The 25,932-nt window shown below is 48.3% G+C and carries 24 protein-coding genes; 13 read left to right on the plus strand and 11 right to left on the minus strand.

Annotated elements, in window-relative coordinates; translation table 11 throughout:
• Positions 1-3: 3 nt before the first annotated feature.
• The 3 genes from CDA54_RS11580 to CDA54_RS11590 all read right to left on the minus strand — a co-directional run bounded on the left by CDA54_RS11580 (position 4) and on the right by CDA54_RS11590 (position 3,479).
• Positions 4-1,044: a FemAB family XrtA/PEP-CTERM system-associated protein gene (locus CDA54_RS11580; protein WP_229748142.1), complete on the minus strand. Its 1,041-nt coding sequence runs from the start codon at positions 1,042-1,044 to the stop codon at positions 4-6.
• Between the two features lie 175 nt (positions 1,045-1,219).
• The gene (locus CDA54_RS11585) at positions 1,220-2,065 is read right to left on the minus strand and encodes an XrtA system polysaccharide deacetylase (protein ID WP_099035183.1); all 846 of its coding nucleotides are present in this window, start codon (positions 2,063-2,065) and stop codon (positions 1,220-1,222) included.
• A 1-nt stretch (position 2,066) separates the two neighbouring features.
• Positions 2,067-3,479 (minus strand): TIGR03013 family XrtA/PEP-CTERM system glycosyltransferase, encoded by a 1,413-nt coding sequence (locus CDA54_RS11590; protein ID WP_099035184.1) that lies wholly within the window; start codon positions 3,477-3,479, stop codon positions 2,067-2,069.
• 429 nt (positions 3,480-3,908) lie between these two features.
• Here CDA54_RS11590 and CDA54_RS11595 point away from each other — a divergent pair, with 429 nt between their 5' ends.
• From CDA54_RS11595 to CDA54_RS11610, 4 genes are read left to right on the plus strand one after another with little or no spacing between them, the layout of a single operon-like run.
• Complete coding sequence (locus tag CDA54_RS11595; RefSeq protein WP_099035185.1) at positions 3,909-4,541, plus strand: XrtA/PEP-CTERM system exopolysaccharide export protein; 633 nt, start codon at positions 3,909-3,911, stop codon at positions 4,539-4,541.
• 23 nt (positions 4,542-4,564) lie between these two features.
• Positions 4,565-6,169, plus strand: coding sequence for an XrtA system polysaccharide chain length determinant (locus CDA54_RS11600; RefSeq protein WP_099035186.1), 1,605 nt, complete (start codon positions 4,565-4,567; stop codon positions 6,167-6,169).
• Positions 6,166-7,173: an XrtA-associated tyrosine autokinase gene (locus CDA54_RS11605; RefSeq protein WP_099035187.1), complete on the plus strand. Its 1,008-nt coding sequence runs from the start codon at positions 6,166-6,168 to the stop codon at positions 7,171-7,173. Before CDA54_RS11600 ends, CDA54_RS11605 begins: the two co-directional genes overlap by 4 nt.
• The gene (locus tag CDA54_RS11610) at positions 7,173-8,774 is read left to right on the plus strand and encodes a porin family protein (protein ID WP_099035188.1); all 1,602 of its coding nucleotides are present in this window, start codon (positions 7,173-7,175) and stop codon (positions 8,772-8,774) included. The genes CDA54_RS11605 and CDA54_RS11610 overlap by 1 nt, the downstream gene beginning before the upstream one ends.
• Before the next feature lie 19 nt (positions 8,775-8,793).
• On the opposite strand, the gene CDA54_RS19600 is transcribed toward CDA54_RS11610, so the two are convergent.
• Complete coding sequence (locus CDA54_RS19600) at positions 8,794-8,934, minus strand: hypothetical protein (protein ID WP_180237196.1); 141 nt, start codon at positions 8,932-8,934, stop codon at positions 8,794-8,796.
• Positions 8,935-9,293: 359 nt separating this feature from the next.
• Between CDA54_RS19600 and CDA54_RS11615 the strand changes: the two genes are divergently transcribed.
• Entirely contained in the window at positions 9,294-10,046 is a 753-nt protein-coding gene (locus CDA54_RS11615; protein WP_099035189.1) for a substrate-binding periplasmic protein, read from the plus strand.
• 59 nt (positions 10,047-10,105) lie between these two features.
• Here the strand turns inward: CDA54_RS11615 and CDA54_RS11620 are convergent, their stop codons facing one another.
• Positions 10,106-10,591, minus strand: coding sequence for an FKBP-type peptidyl-prolyl cis-trans isomerase (locus CDA54_RS11620; RefSeq protein WP_099035190.1), 486 nt, complete (start codon positions 10,589-10,591; stop codon positions 10,106-10,108).
• Positions 10,592-10,733: 142 nt separating this feature from the next.
• A complete protein-coding gene (locus CDA54_RS11625; RefSeq protein ID WP_099035191.1) occupies positions 10,734-11,006 on the minus strand; it encodes a GIY-YIG nuclease family protein in 273 nt (90 codons plus the stop codon).
• Positions 11,007-11,102: 96 nt separating this feature from the next.
• Between CDA54_RS11625 and trhA the strand changes: the two genes are divergently transcribed.
• Complete coding sequence (gene trhA, locus CDA54_RS11630; RefSeq protein WP_099035192.1) at positions 11,103-11,735, plus strand: PAQR family membrane homeostasis protein TrhA; 633 nt, start codon at positions 11,103-11,105, stop codon at positions 11,733-11,735.
• A gap of 9 nt (positions 11,736-11,744) precedes the next feature.
• On the opposite strand, the gene CDA54_RS11635 is transcribed toward trhA, so the two are convergent.
• Complete coding sequence (locus CDA54_RS11635) at positions 11,745-12,002, minus strand: DUF3081 domain-containing protein (protein WP_099035193.1); 258 nt, start codon at positions 12,000-12,002, stop codon at positions 11,745-11,747.
• A 96-nt stretch (positions 12,003-12,098) separates the two neighbouring features.
• On the opposite strand from CDA54_RS11635, the gene CDA54_RS11640 reads away from it, so the two are divergent.
• Genes CDA54_RS11640 through CDA54_RS11650 form a run of 3 tightly spaced genes read left to right on the plus strand, consistent with a single transcriptional unit; the run spans position 12,099 to position 15,183 of the window.
• A complete protein-coding gene (locus CDA54_RS11640) occupies positions 12,099-13,634 on the plus strand; it encodes a cryptochrome/photolyase family protein (protein ID WP_099035194.1) in 1,536 nt (511 codons plus the stop codon).
• Positions 13,631-13,909, plus strand: a complete 279-nt coding sequence (locus CDA54_RS11645; RefSeq protein WP_099035195.1) for a hypothetical protein — start codon at positions 13,631-13,633, stop codon at positions 13,907-13,909. The genes CDA54_RS11640 and CDA54_RS11645 overlap by 4 nt, the downstream gene beginning before the upstream one ends.
• Positions 13,909-15,183, plus strand: coding sequence for a DASH family cryptochrome (locus tag CDA54_RS11650; RefSeq protein ID WP_099035196.1), 1,275 nt, complete (start codon positions 13,909-13,911; stop codon positions 15,181-15,183). The genes CDA54_RS11645 and CDA54_RS11650 overlap by 1 nt, the downstream gene beginning before the upstream one ends.
• Before the next feature lie 57 nt (positions 15,184-15,240).
• Here the strand turns inward: CDA54_RS11650 and CDA54_RS11655 are convergent, their stop codons facing one another.
• A complete protein-coding gene (locus tag CDA54_RS11655; protein ID WP_180237197.1) occupies positions 15,241-15,855 on the minus strand; it encodes an outer membrane beta-barrel protein in 615 nt (204 codons plus the stop codon).
• 180 nt (positions 15,856-16,035) lie between these two features.
• Between CDA54_RS11655 and CDA54_RS19605 the strand changes: the two genes are divergently transcribed.
• Positions 16,036-16,206, plus strand: coding sequence for a hypothetical protein (locus CDA54_RS19605; RefSeq protein ID WP_180237198.1), 171 nt, complete (start codon positions 16,036-16,038; stop codon positions 16,204-16,206).
• Between the two features lie 23 nt (positions 16,207-16,229).
• Here the strand turns inward: CDA54_RS19605 and CDA54_RS11665 are convergent, their stop codons facing one another.
• Both CDA54_RS11665 and CDA54_RS11670 read right to left on the minus strand, forming a co-directional pair.
• A complete protein-coding gene (locus tag CDA54_RS11665) occupies positions 16,230-18,251 on the minus strand; it encodes a tetratricopeptide repeat-containing sulfotransferase family protein (RefSeq protein ID WP_099035199.1) in 2,022 nt (673 codons plus the stop codon).
• Between the two features lie 113 nt (positions 18,252-18,364).
• Positions 18,365-21,007: a TonB-dependent receptor gene (locus tag CDA54_RS11670; protein WP_099035200.1), complete on the minus strand. Its 2,643-nt coding sequence runs from the start codon at positions 21,005-21,007 to the stop codon at positions 18,365-18,367.
• A 365-nt stretch (positions 21,008-21,372) separates the two neighbouring features.
• On the opposite strand from CDA54_RS11670, the gene CDA54_RS11675 reads away from it, so the two are divergent.
• The 3 genes from CDA54_RS11675 to CDA54_RS11690 all read left to right on the plus strand — a co-directional run bounded on the left by CDA54_RS11675 (position 21,373) and on the right by CDA54_RS11690 (position 25,236).
• Positions 21,373-21,849, plus strand: a complete 477-nt coding sequence (locus CDA54_RS11675) for a MarR family winged helix-turn-helix transcriptional regulator (RefSeq protein ID WP_099035289.1) — start codon at positions 21,373-21,375, stop codon at positions 21,847-21,849.
• A gap of 747 nt (positions 21,850-22,596) precedes the next feature.
• Positions 22,597-24,276 carry a cation:proton antiporter gene (locus CDA54_RS11685; RefSeq protein WP_099035202.1) on the plus strand — a complete coding sequence of 560 codons (1,680 nt, stop codon included), beginning with the start codon at positions 22,597-22,599 and terminating at the stop codon, positions 24,274-24,276.
• A gap of 9 nt (positions 24,277-24,285) precedes the next feature.
• Positions 24,286-25,236 (plus strand): universal stress protein, encoded by a 951-nt coding sequence (locus tag CDA54_RS11690; RefSeq protein WP_099035203.1) that lies wholly within the window; start codon positions 24,286-24,288, stop codon positions 25,234-25,236.
• A 369-nt stretch (positions 25,237-25,605) separates the two neighbouring features.
• Here CDA54_RS11690 and CDA54_RS11695 read toward each other — a convergent pair whose 3' ends face one another.
• Entirely contained in the window at positions 25,606-25,926 is a 321-nt protein-coding gene (locus tag CDA54_RS11695) for a cytochrome C oxidase subunit IV family protein (RefSeq protein ID WP_099035204.1), read from the minus strand.
• Positions 25,927-25,932: the final 6 nt, after the last annotated feature.

The following is a 25,932-nucleotide window of genomic DNA, read 5'->3' on the forward strand; positions in this document are numbered from 1 at the left end:
GATCTACCCCAAATATCTGGACAGAAACGGTCCGATTTTCCGGCTCAGCCAAAGAGGCAGTTTTTGCCACAACTTAATAAACACCTGATATTTAGGATTATTCGGGCTCAAATTAGGCAACTCACTGGCTTTAACCAGATGGAACTGATAATGCAGCGATACCGGCTCCATGCCCCAGTGTTTTTTGTATTTATACGCACCGGAGTCATCTTTACTGCGGCCGAAGTCATAGTGCTGATACCCTTTATCTCTGGCATCACACATTAATTGATAATACATAAAGTCGTTGCTTTTCAGGTCTCTCGCTGCGGGTACGCCGCCGCCATAGTAGGGCAACACCTGATCGCGGAAATAGAAATTAAGTACCGAAGAGACTGGCTGCCCCTGGTGCTCAACCGTCAGCACATTACAATGTTCCCCAAACACCTGCCGCAGGGCGGTGAAATAGTCTTTCGGAAATACAGGGGTACCCAGATTACGCACACTCTCTGAATAAATGGCATAGGCCGTTTCGGTATCCTGGTCCACTCTGAAGCTGAGATCATTTTTCAGCGAGTGGCGGATAACTGCTCGTTGCTTTTTCTTAACACCGGCCAGTATGGCGTCGGCATCTTCGGCAAGAGGCCAGGCAAAATAAGAGTGGGCACATTTTTCGGTGAGTCGGGGATTATCACTGGCCTCTTTATTGCGCAGCTCCAGATAATCCACCTGCAATTCATGGGCAAGTTCAATTGCGGCATCTTCAAGCTTTCGCTGAACATCAGCTGATTCCGTCGCCACCCCACCATAGACACAAAAGGGAGTCGAAACCAGCGCATGGCCAAAGAGCGCACTTTTTTGCTCAACCAATGGCAATACGCCAACCGGTTTACCCTGCTCTATGGCGAACAGATAATGACCTTTGTGGCCCATAACGGTCTGATTAATATGCAACCAGCCACTCAAATGAAAGAAGGTGGCATTGCTACATGCTGCAACAAACTCATCCCACTGTTTCGCTTTTTCCACTTCGCCATTGAAGCGCTCTATTACCACTTCGCTCACGCACACATCCTATTGTTATTATTTTAAAGTTCTACCCGTTTCTCTCGTCGGCTCACTGAGAGGCAGGGCTCACTGAGAAGAGAAAAAGTGGGGTCAGAGTAAACTTAATCCTGCCTTTTAAACAACCAGCCCCTGTAATCAAAAAATTAAGTTTACTCTGACCCCACTTTATTCCTCAGGCGCTTACCCCGTATACATCACGCATAGTGGACCAGCTAAAGTCCTGCAGCAGCCGTTCCAGCTTACCTTCTGTATGTTGCAGATTCACGTAATGCCGGAATCGGGATTTGGCCGATGCATTTGTCAGTCTGGGCTGATCAGCATCGATCTCCCAGGGATGAAAATAGAAAGAATACGGCTGCTTCTCTTTCTCCAGATACTTTTGCACCAGATAACGGGTCAACGCATAAGGATACAAACGGAAATACCCTCCACCGCCTATGGGCACCTGTTTGCCAAACATTTTCAGCGTTGGTATCGGGATCTCAGTAATATCTTCTTTGCGCTGATAAGCAAAACGTGGCCAGTCCGGGGTGCCATAGAGGTCATGCTTAACCGGATAGGTACTTGAGCTATAGGCAAAGCCCAGCTCTTTAAGCGCTTCGAAGGCCCACTCATTGGTATAACCAATAGAAAAGCTGGGGGCCCGGTAGCCCGTAACTTCTTCACCAAGCAGATCTTCCAGATGGTCTTTAGAACGACGCACATCGGTAATAAACTCTTCACGGCTTTGCTCAGTGGCCCGACGATGGGCATAACCATGGCTCGCCACCTCATGCCCCTGACGATGAATCTCTTTAATTAACTCCGGGTACCGCTCTGCCACCCAGCCAAGTACAAAAAACGTAGATTTAACCCCATGCCGGTCGAAAATATCCAGTAATCGCCGTGTATTATTGTCTACCCGCGGTTGGTACTGATCCCAGTCTTCGGGTTTGATGATTTTGTCGAAAGCAGACACATGGAAAAAATCCTCTACATCTACTGTCATTGCATTCAGGCAGGTTTTCACATCTTGCATATCAACGCCCTTTACCGAAAAGAATGACTTCGACTGTGCGCACCAGTATCAGAATATCCAGCAGCAAGCTCTGGTGCTTGACGTAATAAAGGTCAAACTTCAGCTTTTCCATGGAGTCCTCTACGCTGGCACCATAGGGGTAGTTAAGCTGTGCCCAGCCAGCGAGACCGGGCTTTACATTGTGGCGCTGATTGTAATAAGGAATTTGCTGAATTAATTGTTCCACAAATTCCGGGCGTTCAGGCCGGGGACCAATAAAGCTCATTTCGCCGCGAAAGACATTCAATAACTGGGGCAGTTCATCAATCCGGTATTTTCGGATAAAACCACCCATTTTGGTTACCCGGCTGTCGCCTTTTGTGGCCCATTGTGCCCCACCCGATTCAGCGTCGGGTCGCATACTGCGAAACTTGATAATATTAAACAGCTGACCATTGAGCCCCACCCGTTCCTGTTTATAAAAAACTGAGGCGCCGGTTTTTCTGCCATCTTCGAGATAAATGAGAATGGCGGTCATCAGCATAAAGGGCCAGGTTATCAGCAGCACCAGCAATGCCAGCACCGCATTGATTCCATAATCCATCAAATCACGCAGATAATTCTGACTTGAGAATCCGTTAGAATAGATTACCCAGCTCGGGTAGATAAGATTCACCACGATCTGCCCGGTTTCCCGCTCCATAAAGTCCAGAATGTCAACGACTTCGATACCACGGATCCGGCAATCAAACAGAATTTCTATTGGCAAAGTGCCGCGGCGCTGATCACAGGCAATAACGACTTCTTCAATTTCATTTTCAATCAGAAAATCACGAAAGCCCTCATCGACTTTGACATGAACCAGCTTTTCGCTCTGAATGCCACTTTCCCGGTCATCACCCGGAATAGGAATAAAACCGACCAGATCAAAACCAATACGATCCACTTCTCGACGCATGCGTTTTTCAATAATAGACGCCCGCTGGCCGGCTCCTAATACCACCAGACGCACCTTCCCCAAACCTAACAGACCAAGCCTGTTGGAGAAGTACCGGAACAATACCAATACAATGATGATCAGAGCCGAGGCTGTGGGCAGATAGTAAGGGTGCATTGCCAGATTCTGGAAAACGGTACTGGTAAGCAGCTCCATCACGAAATAAGCTAGCGCTACACTGACGAAAATACGCCGGATAATACCGCGGAAGGTCTCTCTGAGTTTCAGCTCGTACAAGCCGACCGATAACGCTGAAATCAGGACCAGAACAGTCAATATAGCCATATTGACAAAAAGTTTATTTTCCAATGGAGCAGTTTGATCGGTGAGTTGCAGCACCAGAGGATGGGCTACATATGCCAGATAAGCTATTAAGGTGCCTTCCAGCAATACCAAGATATTCGAACGTTTGGATTGTCGTCTATTGGCTGAATTCACACATACTTCCTATATTTCGACCAGTTTTTAGGGCGGATTAAAAACAAAAACAAGTAATTGAGATAGACTAACTTTTTTTGACGTTGCATTATAGTGCTAAATGTATTCAGGTAACCTCAAAATACAGTTTCCATTGCGAGGCAAAAGTGCTTCTGGCAACGCAGGTATTGAAAAGTTTGGTGGACCAAACCGACAACATCTGAGATCGCACAAAGCACTTTCAAACCCGCGTTACGGGAGCCTCCTGGCGTTTCTGCTGCTATGTCGCACTGGCGGGAAATATTGACAATAATCCTTTATCAGTGTGCATTGTATTGAAAGCGCCGGTTAACTCAGAAGCTCGCATTTTGAAGACACTTGGGTATAGTAATGCGAATACAGATGGTTTTGCCAGACTAAGTTCTTGAAAAAGGAAAGGAAGTTACTGACATGAAAATACTAAGAAAAACTCAACTGCTGGTTATGTGCTTGTTCGTCGCACTATTAGCCGGATGCAGCAGCTCTGGCAGTTTGCCTCCAGCAACCACCCACGCTTCACTGACTTCATCGATAGACAACTACAACTATCTGATTGGTCCCGGTGACAATCTCAACATATTTGTCTGGCGTAATCCGGAAATCTCCGGCTCATTTATTGTTCGCCCGGATGGAAAGATCACAACATCGCTTGTTGAGGATGTGGTTGTTTCCGGCAAAACACCTACGCAGCTTGCCCGTGACCTTGAGCAGGAGCTGTCCAAATATATTCGCGACCCCATTGTTACCGTCAGCGTGACCGGCTTTTCAGGCCCATTTAGTGAACAGGTCAGGGTAATTGGTGAAGCTACTAATCCTCGCGCCGTTAACTATCAGGAAAACATGACGCTGCTAGACCTGATGATCGCCGTTGGCGGGCTTACTGAATTTGCTGCAGGCGATAACGCCAAACTGATTCGCGTAGTCGATGGAACCCAGCGTGAGTATTCAGTGCATGTCGACGCTTTGGTCAGGGATGGGAATATCAGTAACAATGTCGATATTTTACCCGGAGATATTCTGATCATCCCTGAAACCTGGTTCTAAGCCGTAAGAGCAGTAGTATTCATATGATCGGATTTCAACAAGTTCTTGAGCAGATCCAGACCTACATAAAAGGGGTCTGGATCAAGAAACGTTATATTCTCATTTCATCCTGGCTGATTTGTCCCATAGGCTGGCTATATGTAGTGTCGCTACCTGACACCTATGAGTCTTCAGCCAGAGTCTATGTGGACACCACCAGCTTATTACGGCCGTTATTGCGTGGGCTGGCGGTATATAATAACCCGGAGCAACAGGTGAGCCTGGTAGCCAGAACCCTGTTAAGCAGGCCCAATCTGGAAAAGATTGCTCGTGAAGCGGACCTGGATATTACGGCCAAAACCAGTGCGGAATTCGATGATGTCATTGCCGGGTTGCGGGAAAATATAAAGCTCACCAGCACCCGCGATGCCAACATTTACACCATTGGCTACACGGCCAATAATCCGGCCATGGCACAACGTATTGTGCAGATAACGCTAAATGAGTTTATTGAGTCCAATCTGGGCAATACCCGTCAAAGCAGTGATTCTGCTGAAGAGTTTCTGGATCAGCAAATTGCTGAGTATGAACAGCGCCTGGAAGAAGCAGAACAACGTCTGGCTGACTTTAAACGCAACCGGCAGAATATTTTGCCCGGCGGCAGTGGTGATTATTACAGCGAATTGCAAAACCAGAGGAATAGTCTGGAGCAAGCCAGATTAAGATTACGTGAGCTGGAATCGCAGCTTGCCTCGGCCAGAGCACAGCTAACAGGTGAAGAGCCTGTGTTTGGTCTCGCTACCCCTGAGCTGGGTGGCAATCAGGGTGTAAGTACCCAGTTCGATAGCCGTATTGCCAGTCTGGAATCTCGGTTAGACGAACTGCTGATTCGCTATACGGACCAACACCCTGATGTGGTAAAAACGCAGGCTCTGGTGAACCAGTTAAAAGAACAGCGTCGTCAACAGCTTTCCAATATGAGTGAAGCAGCGGAAGATTCAGGCTCTTACAGCCGGTTTGGTAATCTGGGCCAGAATCCTGTTTACCAGCAGATGAAGATTACTGTGGCTAATCTGGAAAGTGAAATTGCCTCGGTAAAAGTCCGGGTTAATAACTACGAGAATAATGTTCAGCAACTGGAAGAGAAAATTAATCTGATCCCCGAGCTTGAAGCAGAATTGACCGGTTTAAACCGTGATTATGGTATTACCCGCAACAAGTATCAGGAGCTACTCGAACGCCGCGAGTCTGCACAACTGTCAAGAAAAGCAGAAGCCACTTCTGATGATGTTCAGTTCAGGGTGATTGATCCGCCAACTCTTCCCAATGACCCCTCAGGCCCTATGCGGGTAATATTATATACCGGTGTACTGATTATTGGGTTCGGTACAGGACTAGGCATAGCGTTTCTTGTGAGCCAGATTAATCCGGTGGTGGTGAGTTACCAGCAACTGGTAGAGAATTTCAATATTCCGGTGTTAGGCTCTGTATCCCATAAGGAAGCGGAGCGTATGACCAAAGTCAATCACCGACGAATATGGATTTTTGCAACATCATCATTGGTTCTGGTGTTTGGTTATGCCCTGCTGACCTGGATTGAACTGGTCTATGGTGGCGTACCCAAACAGCTGCTGGGAGGATGGTTATGAGTACAATAGAAAAAGCCTTGCAGCGAAAAAAAGCCGCCGAAGCAGAAAAGGCTAGGCTTGAGGCCGAAGCAAACAGTAATACCAACAGTGATGACAGTATGTCGACACCTCAGGCGGCGATGGCAAAAGCCAAAGCTGAGCAGAATGCCTCTGTTGTGAAAGAGCAGGAGAAAACGGCTGAAGTAGCACCAGAACCAAAGACTGAAGCAGCGACTCCGGCAAAAGAACCAACCGGGGAGCCGTCGACAAAACCCGCTCCAGCCAGGGACAAGAACAAGCTTGTGCTTGAGCTTAACCTGAACGAAGAGGATTTTGTAACGGCTTCGTCAAACCGTTCACGGGTCAGTGAAGAGTTCAGGGCTATCAAACGCAAAGTATTGAACAATGCATTTGGTCCGCTATCGCAGACACTGAATAACCCCAATATTATTATGGTAACCAGTTCCAACCCTGGTGAAGGCAAAACCTACTCCGCTGTCAATCTGGCACTCAGTATCGCACTGGAGCAGGATAAAACGGTGCTGCTCGTCGATGCAGATGTGTTACGCCCGAATGTGATGCGGACACTGGGTATAGACGCCGCTCCTGATGGTTTAATGGAATATTTGCTGGGCGAAACGGATGATGTGGCGAACGTTATGTATCACACTAATGTTGAAAAACTACGGGTCATCCCCGCCGGTAAGTCTCACCACCTGTCAACGGAACTGCTGGCCAGTGAAAAGATGCAGGAAACGGTTCAGGAATTTGCCAGTCGCTACCCCGATCGTGTTGTTATTGTGGACACTCCACCATTGCTGGGTATTAATGAGACCGCTGTATTGGCCAATCTAGCGGGCCAGGCATTGATTGTTGTAGAAGAAAGTAAAACAAAACTGGCTGACTTAAGTTCAGCGGTGGAGACTCTCGACCCCGATATGGCTAAAGGCTTTGTGGTCAACAAATCTTTGCGTTTACGCAGTGGCGAACATGGCTATGGTTATTATTATGCAGGGAGGCGATAGTGGCATTTTCAACAAGTAACCCCGGACTGCAAAAAATTGTACTGCTGTGTGGTGGCACTGTGCTTGCTACCGCAACCCATGCAGCGGAGTTGACTTTTGAACCTGTTATTGAAGCAACAGCGACCCACTACAAGTCAGACTCAGACAGTCGTGGGGAGCTGGAAAACCAGGCTTTGCTGCTGAAGCCTTCACTGTTAACCCGTTACAACAGCAGACTGCTGAATGTGGCGTTAAATGTTTCACATACTGAAGTGATGCAGAATAAGCAAAGCAGTGAACTGGACAAAGGCTTTACAGATTATCAGTTTAATTCCCGCCTGGGATTGCTGGACCAACGGTTACAACTACAACTTAACACAGCGAAAAAGCACCGCGCCCTGACTATTGGCAGCGTATTGGTAGCGGATCCGATTCTGAATGCGGAGGAACTTGTCAGCACCAGAACCGACAGTGGTAACGTCTCATTTTCCAGTCGTAACCCTGCCTATTTAGGGGTGGATCTAGTGGCTGGGGCGAATCAGACCCGGGCCGATCAGGATGCGCTGAACCAGAACCGAAGCCTAAACAACGACAGTGTTAATCTGCGGGGCCGGATATATCAGGGTAGTGAGTTTGAGCGGGTTTTCTGGGATATCAGCAGTCAATACTCGGAAACAACCCGCCGTACCGAAGGAGATTTCAAATCTAATTCCGTGAGCGGTAGAGTCGGCGTTGGCGTATACAGTGACCTGCACTTTATTGTTCGGGGCACGGATGAATCAAACCGTATTGAGGGGTCTGATTTTCTCACCAGCGATCTGAGCTCTAAGACCTATGGTGCAGGTCTGGAATGGCGGGAATCCGCTAGCCGTTATATCGCCGTCACCTATAATAAATTTGAACGTCGGAATGAAGAAGAAGAGTTTGTTGGCTTCGACCTGGACTGGGCATTCAGCCGCCTTACCTCTGTTCAGGCCAGCTATGACAAGAGTTTCTTTGGCGACAATTATAGCTTTGCACTGACCCATAATAATCGCGCCTGGCGCAGCCGAATGGGCTATACAGAGGGGCTGACAACCTACGACAGGTTACAACTTGATACTGAATTTCTCGGTGTTTTTGTGTGCCCGTTAGGTAATCCGGTACTGGAAAATTGTTTTCAGCCAGACAGTCCTGACTATGTTCCCGGCGTAGATGAAGAGTTTTTTACGCTGTTCGATCAGAATGCCGAGATTACCGACGAAGTTGTACAGAGAAAATCAGCTTTTGTTAACCTGGGCTATGAACTGCGCAAGCTGACACTGTCAGCGAATTACAGCTATGGGTATCTGGACTATGTGGAAACATCAAGACAGCAGCGTAATCGTGCGACCAGACTGTCTGCCAACTATCGTCTCGGCCCACGCACACAGATAACGCTGCAGACGAGCCGTTCACAGATTGACAGTATTGCTGGCGGCTCAGATCAGGAAGTAAACAGATACACTCTTAGTCTCAACCGTGAAATGAACCCGGACCTGGAAGTGAAGTACAGCTTAAGATACCTGGACAGCGATTCGGACAATGCATCACGGGATCTGGAAGATACCCGTATCTCAGTTACCCTGACGTACAGATTATAATTATAGCAATCGGTATCAGTTAGTTAATCAATGCCACCAACGCCAGAGCGATAATACCCACCATCATAATTTCGCGGTGGTATTTACCATGATAATAAGCCTGGCGACGGTGTCGCATTCTGACTTCACTTGCTGAAGTATTCATACCCATTTTACTCATCAAGTTTCCCCAAAAAGATGATGAAAAGCGCAATTGTTATTTATTATTTTTAGCAGCCACGTTATTTATCGACCGTCTTTTTTATTAGTATGTTCCGGGACCGAAAATGGCGACAGGCTATTAATTACACACCATAGCAGTTTACCCCCTCTTCTGCCTAGTAGTTCATACAAGTTTTTATCGACAAGCTTTTGAATTACATAAATATTCCGACTACCAGGCCGAAATCGTAAGAATATTCCATCAAAAATATCAGCGAATTGATAATTCAGGTTTTCCTGCCTATGTTCAATAGGAAACCAAATCCGACAGTACGCTGATATCGGATCTATCCTGTGACTAACCTGGTAGGTATAACAATGAAAAAACTCGCTTTGACTTTTGCTTCCGCATCGCTGATCAGCATTTACGCAAATGCTGCTACCGTCAGCATTCGCGCCGATGAATGGTTCCCTATGAATGGTGAGCCAGGCGCAGCTAAACCCGGCTTTATGATTGAACTGGCTGAGCGTGTGTTTGGTGATGCCGGCCACACTGTGGATTATAAGCTGATGCCATGGGAACGGGCGCTTGATTCTGTCAGAAAGGGAGATTTTGACTGTGTGGTAGGTGCCTATAAAGACGACGCACCTGACTTTGTTTTCCCCGAGCAACATTGGGGTCTGGATAATACTGCCTTTTATGTCAAAGAAGGCAGCAACTGGACATTCAATGGCTATGATTCATTGTTAACCCAGAAAGTTGCCGTGATTAATGGGTATGCTTACGGTGAGGAATTTGATCAGTTGGTTGCAAACAATCCTCAGGTTTTTCAGGGTATTGGTGGTAATGATGCACTGGAAAAAAATATTAAAAAATTGAAAGCAGGCCGCGTAGACGTGTTAGTGGAATCTCCCAGCGTATTAGCGGCCAAAATGAAGGACATGGGCGTGAGTGGGTTTAAACGGGCCGGAGATATGGGTGAGCCGTCGAAAATGTATATAGCCTGCAGCCCTGCCAGGGAGAGTTCGAAAGACTATGTAGAACTGGTGGATGAGGGAACTGCAAAACTCAGAGCGTCTGGCGAACTGGAGCAGATTATGTCCAACTATGGTATGAGTGACTGGAAATAGTCATTTGCGAAATGACCTGCATCACCGGGGAGGTGATGCAGGAAGATCTTCTCTAAGCTTTAGTGTGAGTGATCGCAGCCCTGGTCGCCATGCACATGACCATGGGCCAGTTCTTCTTCTGTAGCTTCGCGTACTTCAAGAACTTCTACATCAAAGCTCAGTGTAACCCCGGACAAAGGATGATTGCCGTCGATTACCACGCCATCATCATTCACATCGATAACCACAACGGATTGCTCACCATCATCAGTGGTAGCACGAAACTGCATTCCCACGTCGACGTCCATTCCTTCAAACATTGACTTAGGCACTACCTGTACCAGTTCTTCATGGCGTTCACCATAAGCCAGCTCCGGGGCCACCTGCACCTCAAAGTTATCACCAACGGCTTTGTCTTCTAATGCATCTTCCAGCCCCTGAATCAGGAAATTATGGCCGTGTATAAAACGCATAGGCTCACCGTCTTTAGAGGAGTCAATTTGCACACCATCGGCAGAGCTGACAGTGTAATGCATGGTAACCACTGCGTTAGGGGCTATCTTCATATTGGATTTCTCCGATTAGTAAATTTCTGGCCAGTGGCCCTGAGACCGACATTCTGACAGTTTTTACGCCCAGATGAAATGGTAGAGCCCGTTACGGCCCATGCCCTCCCCGCCAGCTTTCAACTATTCAGCTTTCAACTATTCAGCTTTCAGGAAGTACCAGTATACCCGCCACAAGTGACTGTTTCTGCTTTCGTGACAGAGACTTAACCCAATACTCTGCGCGACTTGCCTGACTGCGGTCACCCACCGGCGCCTGATAAACCAATGTCAGCGGGCCCTTTCCTTTGAGCGCCTTGGCCGCTTTGGGGCCACCTGACTGATGTTCAGCAAAACGCCTGACCGGATCCGTACTGATACCCGTGTACCAATGCCCCAGTCGGGTTTCCACCATATAAATATGCCACTGTGCCAAACCTGATACCTACGTTTTCGGTGTACAGTTGTACGCTGAAAACTTATACTTGTGCTGAAATATGAACAGACAATTATATGCCACCGGAGGTAAGTTGTGTCCAGTCCGTCCCGCCCATACAGCGTCACTGAAGAATGGCTGAATGCAATCAGCCATGGATTGGGGTTTGTTATTGCCATTGCCGGGCTGGTGTTTTTGCTACAACGCAGTGACGACAGTCTGAGCATTACTGCCTCAGCCATCTACGGAAGTTCGCTGCTGCTGATGTTTCTTACTTCTACGCTTTATCATAGCGTCACAGCCCACAGGCTAAAAGGCTGGCTGAAGCTGTTCGACCATAGCGCAATCTATCTTCTGATAGCGGGCACTTACACTCCGTTTATGCTTGTCAGTGTAGGAGGATGGACTGGTACTCTGGGCACGGTGCTGATCTGGTCTATCGCCGTGGCTGGTGTTGTTTTTAAGTGGTTTGCACGGCATCGTTTTCCACGTCTGTCGGTAACCCTGTATTTGCTGATGGGTTGGCTGGCGATAGTCTTTATTTATCCTTTGTATCAGGCCTTACCTGCCGGTGGCCTATGGCTACTGGTCGCAGGTGGGATCTGTTTTAGTCTCGGTGTCAGTTTCTATACTGCCAAACAATATCAGTATACCCATGCTATCTGGCATCTTTTTGTGGTAGCCGGCTGTACCTGCCACTATCTGGCCATATACTATTTTGTACTCTGATTCAGTCGATTAATACTTTTCAGCAATCTGCTTTAACTTCTTCTCAAACTGTTCAAGGTGCTCGGCTTTATCATATTCAAAGTGATACTGATTATGAAAACCAAAGCGTAACTGAACCTGGGCATCTTCGATAAACACCGTGTAACCGTCAAAATCGGTCCAGGCCTTTACACCGTCGAGTGCATATTGCTCGTCCTGCTGTTTGCCGTGCTCTCTGATCTTTTCAAATACGGCTAATACGAACCTGCTGTCGAGATCATTTTTCATTTTCCCTTCCCCCTGCGGAACATTATGTATCAACATAATTGATCCCCATTGCCACTACAACCGAATAAATGTCATATCTACTCACATTTGCATACTATGCCGAAGCTGTTATTACTGCTGGGAGATCAATTAGATCAACACCAGAGCGCCCTGGAAGCACTTAACAAGAACCAAGACCATATATTAATGGCTGAGCTGGCCGATGAAGCGGCCTATGTGCCTCACAATAAAATCAAAATTGCTTTGATTTTCTCTGCAATGCGCCATTTCGCAAACGCTCTAGATAAAGCCGGTTATCAGGTCATTTACTATGACTATCTGCAAACTACCAAAGCCGGCCTCCATAGCGTCTCTCAACTCGTCAGGCATCAATTGCAACAGTCCGACTATAACGCTTTTCACTATGTTGAACCCGAAGAACACAGGCTTGACAGTGAGCTTGGTAATCTTGAACAGGAACTGCCGCTTACAGTCAGAAGTTTGTCAGGCAGCAATTTCATTTTCACAAGAGAACAGATGCTGGACTGGTTTAGTGGGAGAAAATCCCCACGAATGGAACACTATTATCGCTGGGCAAGACAGCACACCGGTTTGTTGATGGAAGGTAAGCAGCCTGTTGGAGGCCAGTACAACTATGATAAGCAAAACCGTCAGCCCTGGAAGGACACACTGCAGCCTCCATCGGTATTAGCCTTTACCCCGGATGAGATCACACAACAGGTGCTGGAACTGGTACAAGAAAAGTTCCCTGACAATCCAGGCCGACTTGATAATTTCTCGCTGGCGGTAACGTCGTCTGAGGCACGCCAAGCTCTGGATGATTTTATTCATCATCGTCTGTCTGCGTTCGGTGATTTTCAGGACGCCCTGGCCGACAACACCAACACGGCATTTCACAGTTTACTTTCGGCCTATATCAATATAGGTCTGCTTAACCCTAGGCAGGTTTGCAGCGCCGCTGTAAAAGCTTATGAAAATGGACAGGCCCCCCTGAATGCTGTGGAAGGATTTGTCAGACAAATTCTCGGCTGGCGGGAGTACATCCGTGGGCTTTATTGGTTGTGCGGCCCCCAATACGCCAGTAAAAATGCGCTCAATGCATACGAGCCACTGCCAGACTGGTTCTGGAACGGCAATACTCACATGCGCTGTATCAGCCAGGCAGTTAAAAGCTCGCTGGATCAGGCCTACGCTCATCATATTCAGCGTCTGATGGTGATTGGCAACTTCGCTCTGCTCAGCGCCCTGGATGTCAAACAAGTGTGTCGCTGGTACCTGGCCGTGTACATGGACGCCTTTGAGTGGGTAGAGCTTCCCAACACGCTGGGAATGGCGCTGTATGCCGACGACGGTTTCGTAGCCAGTAAGCCTTATGCTGCAAGCGGGCGCTATATCAATAAGATGGGTAATCACTGTAAGCACTGTGTTTATAACGTAAATCAGGCCACCGGAAATAAGGCCTGCCCGTTCAATGCCTTATACTGGCACTTCATTCATCGCCACCAGCACAGGTTCAGCAACAATCCCCGCATGTCACTGATGCTGAGTCAGTGGCACAAAAAGCCCGCAGAAGACCAGCATGCGTTGTTGGAATGGAGTGAGCACTTACTTTCTAACATGAACGCATTATGATTAACATCGTGTGGCTAAAGCGAAACTTACGCCTGAATGATCATAAGCCCTGGCTGAGCCCTGAATTTTGCAACATCAACTACCCTGAGCCCATAGTCGATGTTGAACTTGCAGCCCGACAAGCCAGAAACACACTATTCGAATATTATCGTGAAGAAGTCTGCAGTGTGGAAACCCAGCGCGTTGTTGAGCAACATGCCAGTCGGCGTTATCGTAAAAAGCGACATAACAGGCCCGAAGCCGCCCCGCCCTCCAATCAATTGAGTTTATTCTGATGCACTCTGATATCGGGGTTATGCTGTTCAGTGAAGATCTGCGTGTCGATGACAATGCGGCTCTGCAGGCGGCAAGCAGACATGATCAACTGTTGTGTATTTATGTATTCGATGAATTAAAAACCAGAAAGGCGTCAGAATGGTCAGCCATCGGCCCTTTTCGTGCCCGGTTCATCTGGGAATCACTGATTCAACTTAAGCAAGCTCTGAACAGCCTGGGGCAAGAGCTTTTGATACTTAAAGGTGACCTGCTGGAAATACTTCACCAGCTCCACTCGCAAACAGGAAGTATCTGCATCTATCGTCAGTCCCCCTCTGCCTGGTATGAAATGCAGCAAACCAGGCGAATCGCAGAGCATTTCCCACTGCGCCTGATCGGCTCGCCAACACTGCTTGAGCCAGAATCCTTACCCTTTAATCTGGCAGATATGCCAGAAAGCTTTACCCCTTTTCGCAAAAAAGCAGAAGCCAAATGGCCTGATATAATACCGCTGCACAAACCCACCAGTTTACCGCCGGTAGCAGAGAATACGATACAGAGCCTTACTTCCTGTCCGTTGCCCTGCCGCGTAAAAGACGAGCCCGGTGCTGTACTGCACTTTTCCGGGGGTGAGGTATCTGGCTGGCAACGTCTGACAGAGTATATATGGCAGCAACGCGCACTAAGGCATTACAAAGACACACGCAATGGTATGCTCGGTGCAAACTATTCGAGTAAGTTTTCTCCCTGGTTAGCTCAGGGCTGTATTTCACCAAAACGCGTTTACCAGCAGGTAAAAGCCTATGAAGCCAGCTTCGGAGCAAATGAATCCACCTACTGGCTGATCTTTGAGTTGTTATGGCGGGATTTTTTCCACTTCCGGGCAAAAAATTCCGGCAAGGACTTTTTCCAGCCCAGCCACGCAAAACCAGGCCAGAAAACTGCTGAACCCTCCCCCCCTGTTCTCAGGAAGTGGTGTCAGGGTACGACCGGAAATGACTTTGTCGATGCCAATATGCGCGAACTGTTATGCAGCGGCTTTATCAGCAACAGAGGCAGGCAAAATGTAGCATCTTATCTGATCTATGAATTACAGCTTGACTGGCGGCTGGGAGCAGCCTGGTTTGAGCATCAACTTATTGACTATGATGCAGCCAGCAATTACGGCAACTGGTGTTATATCGCCGGTATCGCCCATGATCCCCGTCAGGGGCGACATTTCAATATCGACGCTCAGGCCCGACGTTATGATCCTGAGCGCCAATACAGGGACTATTGGTTAAACCAGGGCTAGTTGATATTCGGTGTATATTTTTATTCAAAACCGAAGCTCATCATGCCCTGGCAACGTCTAGAAATTATACCTTACCCCAAGTTGCACCAGGTTCACCTGAAGATCGTCTTCTCCGCGGATATGCTGGGCTTCGAGGCGCAAATCTACCGTCTCGGTCAGGGTAAAATCAAATCCCAGGCCCACAACACCGGCCAGAACCGTATCATCGACTGCGCAACGGGTGGCGTTAAGTGTTGCATTCACAGCAATCTGACTCCGGGCTCCAGAAGCACATTCGCCACCTTCAGGCAAATAGCTGTCAGCCTGCCATTTAATACTCATCACACCTAAACGGTAAAATAACGTTCCTGCCTGAGAGGCAGCTTTACCCAGCACCGCTGCATAAATGGCATCCCCGGTAACACTATTGGTGTCTTCGCTGCCAAGGTTTGTGGGTGTAAGGGCATCGGTCTCTTCGTCGATAACCTGCTGATAACCAAGCTCCACAAACCATTGGCGATGAAATTCATATCCCATGGCAAAGCTGTAACCCGGCCCTTTGGCTGTGATTTCTTCCTGATCTGCCTCGGCATAATTCAAACCCAACAGGCCATACATATCGCCTTGTGCCTGAGCCCCTGTACTGGCCAGAAATAAGGTGCTCAGAAGAGCACTGAGTGTGCGTTTTTTCATAGTTTTCTCTGTTATTTCCATTATGTTAGAGCTGACATCAGTTTAGCGCTGTTTACCCCTTTGCGGCCAGCCATTTAAATCTGAACCTCTGCCCCCTGTTATTTCCTAAAAGGCAGTCATTAAATTGACATAAAAGTGTCACAGGTTACAATTTCGCCCCCTATGATTAAGCCGAATGTCATGCCATCAAAAAGTAAAAAAAACAAAAAAGACAGCCAGTTGCTGATTCGCATTGATAAGCAAACCCGGGATCAATTTGTACAAATCTGTGAACAACAAAATACTAAAGCCGCCAAAGAACTCCGGCGTTTTATCCTAAGCTATATCAAGCGAAACCAGCCACAAGACTGAAGTAGTGGCAGTTGAACAAGCCGTTACAACTGTTCAAACTGACGATATTCAGCCAGCAACGGCTCTCCCAGTGCATCTTTTAAAGGCTGTAAATAAGGCTCGAAATGCCGCCAGTGCATGGCTGAGCGTTTATTTACCGGCTGACGCACCTGTTCAGAGCTGGGTGTCTTGATACTGCGTTTTGTACGATAAAATTCCAGGCAACCGGGTTCGAAGGGCAGGCCACAGAAGTCCAGCATGCGGCGTATCTGACCCTCGGTATCCTCCAATAACTCTTCATGCTGAACCCGTAATATCTGCCCCGGCAACACCTTGTCCCAATGAGCCATGAGCCGCACGTAGTCTTTGTAGTAGCGCCCCATAGCTTCGAGGCTGTAACTGAAATCCTGCCCCTCACCAAACAATTGTTTGAAGCCACTGAAACCACAAGCCATAGGATGCCTGCGGGCATCAATGATCTTTGCATTGGGCAGAATCAGCTTAATTAAGCCAATATGCAGAAAGTTATTTGGCATCTTATCGATGAAAAATGGCGCAGCCCCCCGATATGATCGGGTATTGTCGATAAACTGCTGGCCAAAACGGGCAAAATATTCATCTTTTATCTCCCACAGGTTAGCCGGGTAGGCCGGCGCCTGACTGGCATTGCGACCGCGCAGACGCATGGCCAATCCCAGAATGTTATGCAACTCCATGGTGCCATCCACCTGAGAATGGGAAGCCAGTATTTGTTCCAGCAACGTGGAGCCGGCTCTTGGCAATCCCACTATAAAGATCGGGTCAGGGTGCGTAGCCCCTAAATGCCCTCGCTTTTCGAACAATTCAGTGGTGCAATGTTTAATTTGCGCATCCACCATTTGCGTCGTCTTGTCAGGATCGTAGCCGGATTGCTGCTGCTTTAACGCATTACCACTGGCGTAATACTCAAACGCCTGTTGATATTCTTTTTTATCTTCAAAGGCTTTTCCCAGAGAAAAATATAAATGAATTCTGTCTTCCACCGATGCTTGCTCATCTGCGGCTCGCAACTGCATGGTTCGGACTTCCTCATCACTAAACCGGTAGGTTTTCGTGTTTGCCAGGCTCCAGTAGGCATCACCAAAACCCTCCTTATTCTGATAAGCATTCTGATAGCTGGTAACCGCGGCATCAAACTGACCAACAGCTTTTTGCGCATGCCCTAATTGCAGATATACATTCGCGGGTTGTGACACCTTGTCCAGTTCGCACTGATAAAGCGCAATGCCTTGCTCGTTATCTCCTAAGCCCACCAGTGCCGCAGCCAGACTGATATTATGGGCTGAATTATCCGGTTCGCGTTCCAGTAACCACCTCGCCTGCTGTTCGGCTTTGGCGTATTTACCGGTGCGTAGCAGTAAATTCAGATACTGAGTGCGGGCGCTGACGTTATCCGGAGCCAGTTCCACACAGCTTTCCAGTAGAAACTCGGCATCATCGTAAATCTTCAGGCGCAACCCGATTTCTGCCAGCAGACACATTGCCTCAACATGGTGTTTATGCTTTAGCAGAAATTGACGACACAGCTGCTCGGCCTGCATCAATTTACCGTCGTACATCAGATCAGTAGCTCCGAGCAATGGCCGGGGCAATTGTTCCAGCTTGCCGATATGTTGCCGGGCCAGTTCTGAGGCCTGTCGTTGGCCGGCCCCCTGGTATAGTGTCACCAGCGTTTTCCAACTGCCCAGTAATGCCGGGTTGATCCTTGTTGCCTGATAAAACGCCTTAGTCGCGGCATAATTATCGCCTGCACTCTGATACAGATATCCCTGCTCCTGATACGCTCTGGCATGTTGCGGATTAAGGTGCAGTAATTTCCTCAGGCTCTCATGCGCCTCTGCCTTTGCGCCCCGGTAACGCTGGCTCACCGCGGATAAATAATGCAATTCCTGTTGGTTGCCGGATGACTGAGGCGTTGATAATAGTTCCGAGACCAGCGCCTCGGCCTGATTAAAACTTGCCTGTTGAATTAATTGCTGGATTTGCCTGAGCTTATCGCCAATAGGTTTGGTCAATCTCAACTCCATTTTTAGTCTGGATAACGATATTGAAATCGCTTTTAAAGCGTATTGTGGGGATAGTAAAACAAAAAAGGCAAGCGCCAAGCGCCTGCCTTTTTATAGTACAATAATACCGTCAGTTAGAACGCATCGTAAGAGAAACGCACCCCTATTGTACGGGGACGGCTGCTCACGACTTTCGGCGTAAACTGCTGTGTATCAATATACTGAGTACCGCGCTCGTCGGTAATGTTGTCGATATACAGCTCTGCGGTCCAGTCATTGGCTCTCACACCGAAAGCAATATTGGCTACGGCGTAGCTTCCCTGCACATAACGACCACCGGCAAAGGTATTTCCCGACTCATCAGGATAATTTACACCTTCATAAACTGCCGCTTCCTGCTCAATCTCAAGACCACTTCCGGTGCCATAAATCAGCTGGGTAGCATCTTCCATCACATAGGCATCCATACTCATGCCCACCAGGCGATCGCCGGTGTAGTTGATGGCACCATTAACGTAACCTTCCCAGCCATTATCCAGCATGTAGAAATAGCTGGCCTGCAGGTTACCGGAGAACTCAGCCGAAAACGGCAGTTTGCTTCCTTCGGGCGGTGCAATTCCCTGTAGCTCACGATTAATTTCGGTTAGCTCAGTATCCAGCCAGCTCATCGCCCCGCTTAATACGAGGCTATCTGTCGCGTACCACTGGAAATCCGCATCCAGACCGGTGATCTCGGCTGTACCCACATTGTCCGTAAACACCAGGAAGCTGATGTTAGTAGGGTCAAAGCGGGAGGTCTGCAGATCTGTAATCTCAGAATAATAGGCCGTGGCATTAATTCTTAAGGTCTGCTCGAGGAAATCCCCTTTCATACCCAGTTCATAATTATCCAGAGTATCTGTGGTGGAATAGACCGGAATACGAAAATCGGCAAAGGCACCTTCGGGTTTAGCCGCCGCACCGCCACCAACGCGGTTGGTCACCGGTGGGCGGAAACCTTCAGAATAGGTAGCAAACAGCAATACATCATCGTTGACTTTCCAGTCCAGTGACGCCTTATAGATCACATCATCGACGGTCAGGGTTCCGTTATCATCAAGCAGACTGACATCCAATTGCCCGTTGCTGATGGCTTCCTGAACCAAGGCAGGATCTTCACCCACTGCAATCAGTTCATCGGGATCCTGAGTCGCAAAGGCCTTGATCCGACGGCTGACATCAACGGTTGAGGTAGAGCCCTTATAGGTATCATCAATCTCATACCAGCGCGCACCGAGGGTCAGAGTCAGCGTATCGGTCAGGTCATATTCACCCTGACCAAATACGGCAATCTGCTCTATGGTATGGGTAATATCGTTAACAAACCCCACTTCAGAGGGGAATGGCCCGCCATCACTATTGATCCCCTCATTCCCTGGCAGTGTGCGAGCCATGTCGGGGAACAAATCAGTATTAGGGATCTTAAACGAGCCGATAGTAGACAAGTCCTGATCATCATAGAAGACACCTGCCGTTATTCTCCAGCGGTTATCTGCTGACGTATTAAAGCGCAGCTCATGAGTTACCCGGCTGGTATCGGTCTCTTCCTTGTAGAATTTGGTAGGGTCAAGACATTCCTGCTCTTCCGCTGGCAAGCCGAAATATCGGCACACGTAATAGGCAGAGAATAGGCCACCATTGGTATAGCCGGTATAGTCAATCAAAGAGCTTATCTCACGATCCAGATACCCCCCGGTATAGACCACTTCAAGTTGCTTCAGTCGGCCTTCCAGTGTCCAGGTGGTCAAACCAAATTCATCGTCATTGCTCTCAGGCTGAAAGCGGTTGGTTGAGCTTTCCCCTTCAAGGTTAGGGTCATATGAGAAGACCCCTTCGGTATTCAGCGTCTGCTGGGTGTGTTGCACCAGCAAGTTCCAATCCGGATTAATATGATAAGAAGCGCTGAAGCGGGCACCAGAGTAGATAGCATCATTAATGTTATCTTCTACCAGTGAATCATTGTTTGGCACCACAATTGGTGTATTGGCAGGATCGGCCAGTACACCACCGGAAATACGGCTGATCACCTCAGCACTACCACGATAACCGCCGTTGTCCGGATCGTTAAGAATATTGTCAATCCATCCGCCCTGGCGATCATTGTAAGCTGCAACCCTAAGCGCCAGATCATCGGTAGGCGTGATATTCAGATAAGCTTCCACCGAGTTACTCATCTCGCCACCTTTGGTGGAGCTGATACTGGTTTTGAAGCCTGCGGCAAACCCAGCATGGTCAGGCTTGTTGGTGATCATTCTGATGGTACCGGCCTGGGAGCTGGCACCGAACAGTGTACCTTGCGGCCCGGGTAAGACCTCTACCCGCTGCATGTCAGTAGCATACACATCCAGATTACGCCCTTGCATAGACACCGGTTGCTCATCCAGATAGAAGGCTACGGAAGGCTGCAACGCCTGTACCGTAGACACGGAGATGTTGGTCTGGGTAGTGGCCGCACCACGAATATACACTTCGTTCTGGCCCGGCCCTGTCCCCTGAAAAACCACATTGGGCAGAAACTCAACGTATTCGTTGAAGTTATCCAGGCCGAGCTTTTCCAGCTGTTTGCCGTTCAGGGCGCTCATGGAAACAGGTACATCCTGGATAGACTCTGTTCGCTTAGTGGCGGTGACCTGAATGGTTTCGATTTTTCTTTGTTCGCTTTGCTCCTGCGCATTGGCCAGATGGCTCACAGCGAGAGCTGAAACAACGGCAATACTCAGTTTTTTACGATTAAACATAATTAACTTTGTGTCCCTGAATTGGTTTGGTGAGTTGTTGTTCGATTTTAGTTGTGCACATATCATTTCTACACTAACTAATAGTGTTAAGCGATATGGGCCGAAAATCAAGTTAACCGGCCTGATCATCTACGATTATCGACAAATAGCGGCGTTATTCGCTGAAAAATCGATTATTATGGGCAGTTTGACTTAATTTATCGAACCATAGTAACAGCATGGCTACAAACAGAGTGAAAAATAATTCACCTATATTAATTCGTTGACGAACTAATTTGATGCAGCTGCAGATAAAAAGCGCTTTTGTGGTATTTATTGAGATAATCGCAGAGGTCGACACACCCTGGGCAATGTTGGGAGAGAGAATGCAAAAACACGATGAATTATTGATAGCACTGCGCAAAGTGATTCGGGCCATTGGCCTGCATTCAAAACAACTTGAGAAGCATGTGGATTTAACTGTGCCACAGTTGCTGATTATGGGTAATATTTCTGATGACAGTGGTCCCATGGTTAAAGAGCTGGCCAGTGATACCAACCTCAGTCCGGCCACAGTTACCAGCATTCTGGACCGGCTGGAAAGCCGTGCACTGATCCTGCGCCAGCGCGACAGCAAAGACAAACGTAAGGTGGGGGTGTTTCTGACCGAAAAAGGCAAAACCGTTTACGCCAAGGCACCACAACCGCTGCAGGCCAGCTTCGTCAAACGCTTTGCAGAACTTGAAGACTGGGAGCAAAACCAGCTGGTATTTGCGGTGCAACGACTGGCATCAATGATGGACGCCAAGGATATCGACGCCTCACCACTTCTGGAAGTCAGTCAGATTATTCAGGGGGACTAAGAACAACCTGACCGTGCCCACCCGGTGAAATCAGATTAACGCACAAAGACAATTAACCACAGAGGCACAGAGAGCACGGAGGTTTTAAGGGATTGGACCGCTAGCATCTCAGTGGTAAATATTGCTTTGGCGTAGCTGGTGAGAAAAAGCACTGAACCACGAAAGGCACGAAAGGCACGAACAGAAAAACAGAGCAGCCTCACGTTAATGTTCGTGCCTTTAGTGTAGTTCGTGGTTACAAGCAAAATGGCACTGGATTCCCGCTAACCGCTGCGGGAATGACCGCCTGTCATGCCCGAATGCCGTTGTCGGGCATCCAGCACCTTTGATTTCACGGTGTAATTGATCAGTACATTGCTAGTTCAATGACTGCTGGGCATCCAGCAGCCTTTGGAAAAAACAATTAACCACAGAGATACTCAAACTGTATTACTCTCTGTCCCCCCGCATCTTGGCGAGATCACCCTGTTTTTTTGTTTGATCTCGCTGAGGCGCAAAGACGCGGAGGTTTGAAGATGTTTTTCTGCTGCCGTCTTCGTGCTCTTCGCGCCCTTCGTGGTTAAAATTATCCGTCTTACTTTGCAAGCTCAGCGAGAACAGTGTTCCCGGACCAGTTGAAAAAGCTAAAACGAGTAGGTCAGCAATGTTCATGGACAGAAACTATACAAACTGCAATATTGATCTGTCACAATACCTGCGTTTCGGGTTGTACTAAGCTGGTCGTGTTCAAAAACGGTGGAGCAAACGATGCTTGAACTGATTCGGGAGAATCCTTTCTACGAACTCACTGCCTTGTTAGCGCTAGCCGCCCTGATTGGCGTTATCGGTCAGTTGCTGCGTCAGCCTATGATCGTCGGTTTTATTGCCGTTGGTGTACTGGCCGGTCCGTCTGTTCTGGATATCGTACACAGTGCTGACAGCATTGCTTTACTGGCAGAACTGGCCATTGCAGTGCTGCTGTTTCTTGTTGGCCTTAAACTGGATCTGAAACTGATAAGAACCCTGGGGCCTGTTGCCTTAGCCACCGGTTTAGGACAGGTAGCCTTTACTTCTGCAATTGGCTTTGGCATCGGCCTGGCTGTGGGCCTGGATACAATCACCTCAGCCTATGTAGCCGTTGCTCTCACCTTCTCCAGTACCATTATTATTGTCAAACTGCTGTCCGACAAAAAAGAAGTGGACTCCCTGCATGGTCAGATAGCCATTGGTTTTCTGATTGTTCAGGATCTTGTCGTGGTAGTCGCTATGATTACCTTATCGGCAATCGGCGTTGGCGGGACCGGGGATCCAGATGGGAGTGAGCATCTGCTGCGTATCGCTGGCGGTGGACTGCTTATGCTCGCTTTGGTACTGGTGTTTGCCCGGTTCCTGGCTACACCGCTGCTTAAGCGTATCGCCAAAAACACCGAATTACTGTTGGTATTCTCTATCGCTCTGGCAGCGATGCTGGCCGCCTTAGGACATGGTCTGGGTTTCAGTATGGAACTGGGCGGTCTGCTCGCAGGTGTGGCGCTGGCCTCCACCCCTTACCGTGAATCCATAGTTTCACGGCTGTCGTCACTAAGGGATTTTCTGTTGCTGTTTTTCTTTATTTCTCTGGGTACACAACTGGATCTCTCTTTACTTGGTGAGCAACTGATGCCGGCTCTGGTGTTCTCCCTCTTTGTACTGATAGGAAACCCGTTGATTGTGGTGATCATCATGGGCTCGATGGGCTACCGCAAGCGTACGGGCTTTCTGGCCGGACTGACCGTTGCACAGATCAGTGAGTTCTCCCTGATCTTTGTTGCCATGGGCGTAACTATCGGCCACCTGACCAATGAGGTACTCGGACTGGTGACGCTGGTGGGTCTGATAACCATCGCCCTGTCGGTCTATATGATCACCTACTCCCACTCTCTGTATCTTAAACTGGAAAAGTGGCTGACACCCTTTGAGCGCCAGAATCCATACCGGGAATCTCAACCTGCACAAAACACCCAGCGTAAAAGCTATGACGCCATTATTTACGGTCTCGGCAGATTTGGCAGCGAGATCGCGGAAACTCTGTCTGAGCAAGGCTATAGTTTGGCTGTGGTGGACTTTAATCCTGATGTGGTGCAGAAGTGGAACAAACGTGGTATTGAAGCCTTTTATGGTGATGCCTGCGATCCTGACTTTATAGAGCATCTACCTCTGAATCACACCCAATGGATTATCTCCACCCTGCCCCGCCATGAGACAGGTCTGACTCACGAAGATCCAAGCCGCTCCCTGATTAGTGCAATCCGCCATCATGGCTTTAAGGGTAAAATTGCGCTGGCCAGTTACTATCCGGGAGAAAGACAACAATTACATGATTTGGGTGTCGATCTGGTGTTGATGCCCTTTAAAGATGCGGCGGCTCAGGCGGCAAATATCCTGACCCAAAAAAGTGAGAAAGATTAAGGAGAGGTTATGGAAGAAATTGCACATATATTGTTCTTGTCCAGACCAGATCTGAATCAGGATATGAGCCTGCGCCAGTTGCGTCAGCTTTGTCAGAAAAGCGGTGCACAGCTGACTTTGCTCGAAGTGCTGGAACCCGTTTCCCAGAATCTTTTTATGTCTGAAAAAGTCCTGGCGAGTCAGCTTGAGTCTAAATTAATTGAACATGCGGAAACCAACCTTAAGCTGATTGCGGAAGACTTTATACAGGCAGGAGTAAAAACGGATACCGTCGTTGTCAAAGGCAAGCCAGTAATTGAAGTCCTGCGCCAGGTTAATGAACTATCTGTGGATCTGTTGATGCTCAATGCAGAAAGCGAAAGTAACCTCAAGCAACGCATCTTTGGCAGTACAGCTTTACATCTGATTCGCAAATGCCCCTGCCCGGTCTGGGCAATAAAGAGCACCTGTTACTACCCGATGCGTAATATTATGGGCGCCGTCGATCTTAACCCTGACGACGATGATCGTCAGCGCTCAAATTTGAATCCTGATATTGCCAGAACTACAGTGATGTTGGCTGATTTACTCGGTACCCCGGCTCATCTGGTGCAAGCCTGGAAACTGGACAATGAAGCTCACCTTCAGACGCGCGGAGGGCTGGATGACAGAACCCTTGAACGCCTGCACCGGGATATGCAGCGACACTATGAGTCGAGAATGGCAAATTTCTGCACAAATGTTTTATCAGAGCAGCAAACAAAGATTAAAACCCATGTAGTGCACGGTACCCCTGCCCATGTGGTGGCCCAACAGACAGATTACCACAATATTGATTTACTGGTGATGGGTACCCTCAGCCGCCAGGGTATTCTTGGCATGTTAATTGGCAACACTGCCGAGGACATCCTCAACAGTGTGGATTGCTCAGTACTGGCATTAAAACCACCAGGCTTTGTCTGCCCGGTGAAATCAGATTAACGACAATTTACCGCTGAGCCGCAAAGAACGCAGAGAATACAAACCGTTAAAACCTCCGTGCCCTCTGCGTCTCTGTGGTGAAAAGTGGCTTTTCCTGTGCTGTGTGGTTCGTGGTTACAGGCAAAATGGCACTGGATTCCCGCCAATAACTGCGGGACTGGCGTCGTTAGCCCAATAAATTGGGCCCTACATAGCTCCGCGCCTTGGCGAGATCACCCTGTTTTTTGTTTGATCTCGCTGAGGCGCAAAAACGCGGAGCTTTGAAGATGTTCTTCTGCTGCCGTCTTCGTGCTCTTCGCGTCCTTCGTGGTTAAAATTGTCCGTCTTACTTTGCGAACTCTGCGCCTCAGCGAGATCAGCATTCCCGGACTAGCTAAAAAAACTAAAGCGGGTAAACAGGGTATATTCAGACTCTGCCACCATCAATGCGGTAAACACCAGCAAACACAAGGGCGGAATCAGAATGGCGCAGATCAGTGCCATGCGCTCCCACATCATATGCATAAAAATGGCGATAATCAGCCCGGCCTTGAGAAACATAAAAATCAGGATCAAAGACCAGCGCAGCAGCCCTTCAAGCTGAATATAGTCCACCATATAAGACAGGGCACTTAAAATAAACAGCAATACCCACACCTTCAGATAGAGGCTGATGGGATGCTGCTGCCCTTCAGAAGTTGATGTACTCATAACGCT

Source organism: Lacimicrobium alkaliphilum (assembly GCF_002591895.1).
Lineage (GTDB): Bacteria > Pseudomonadota > Gammaproteobacteria > Enterobacterales > Alteromonadaceae > Lacimicrobium > Lacimicrobium alkaliphilum.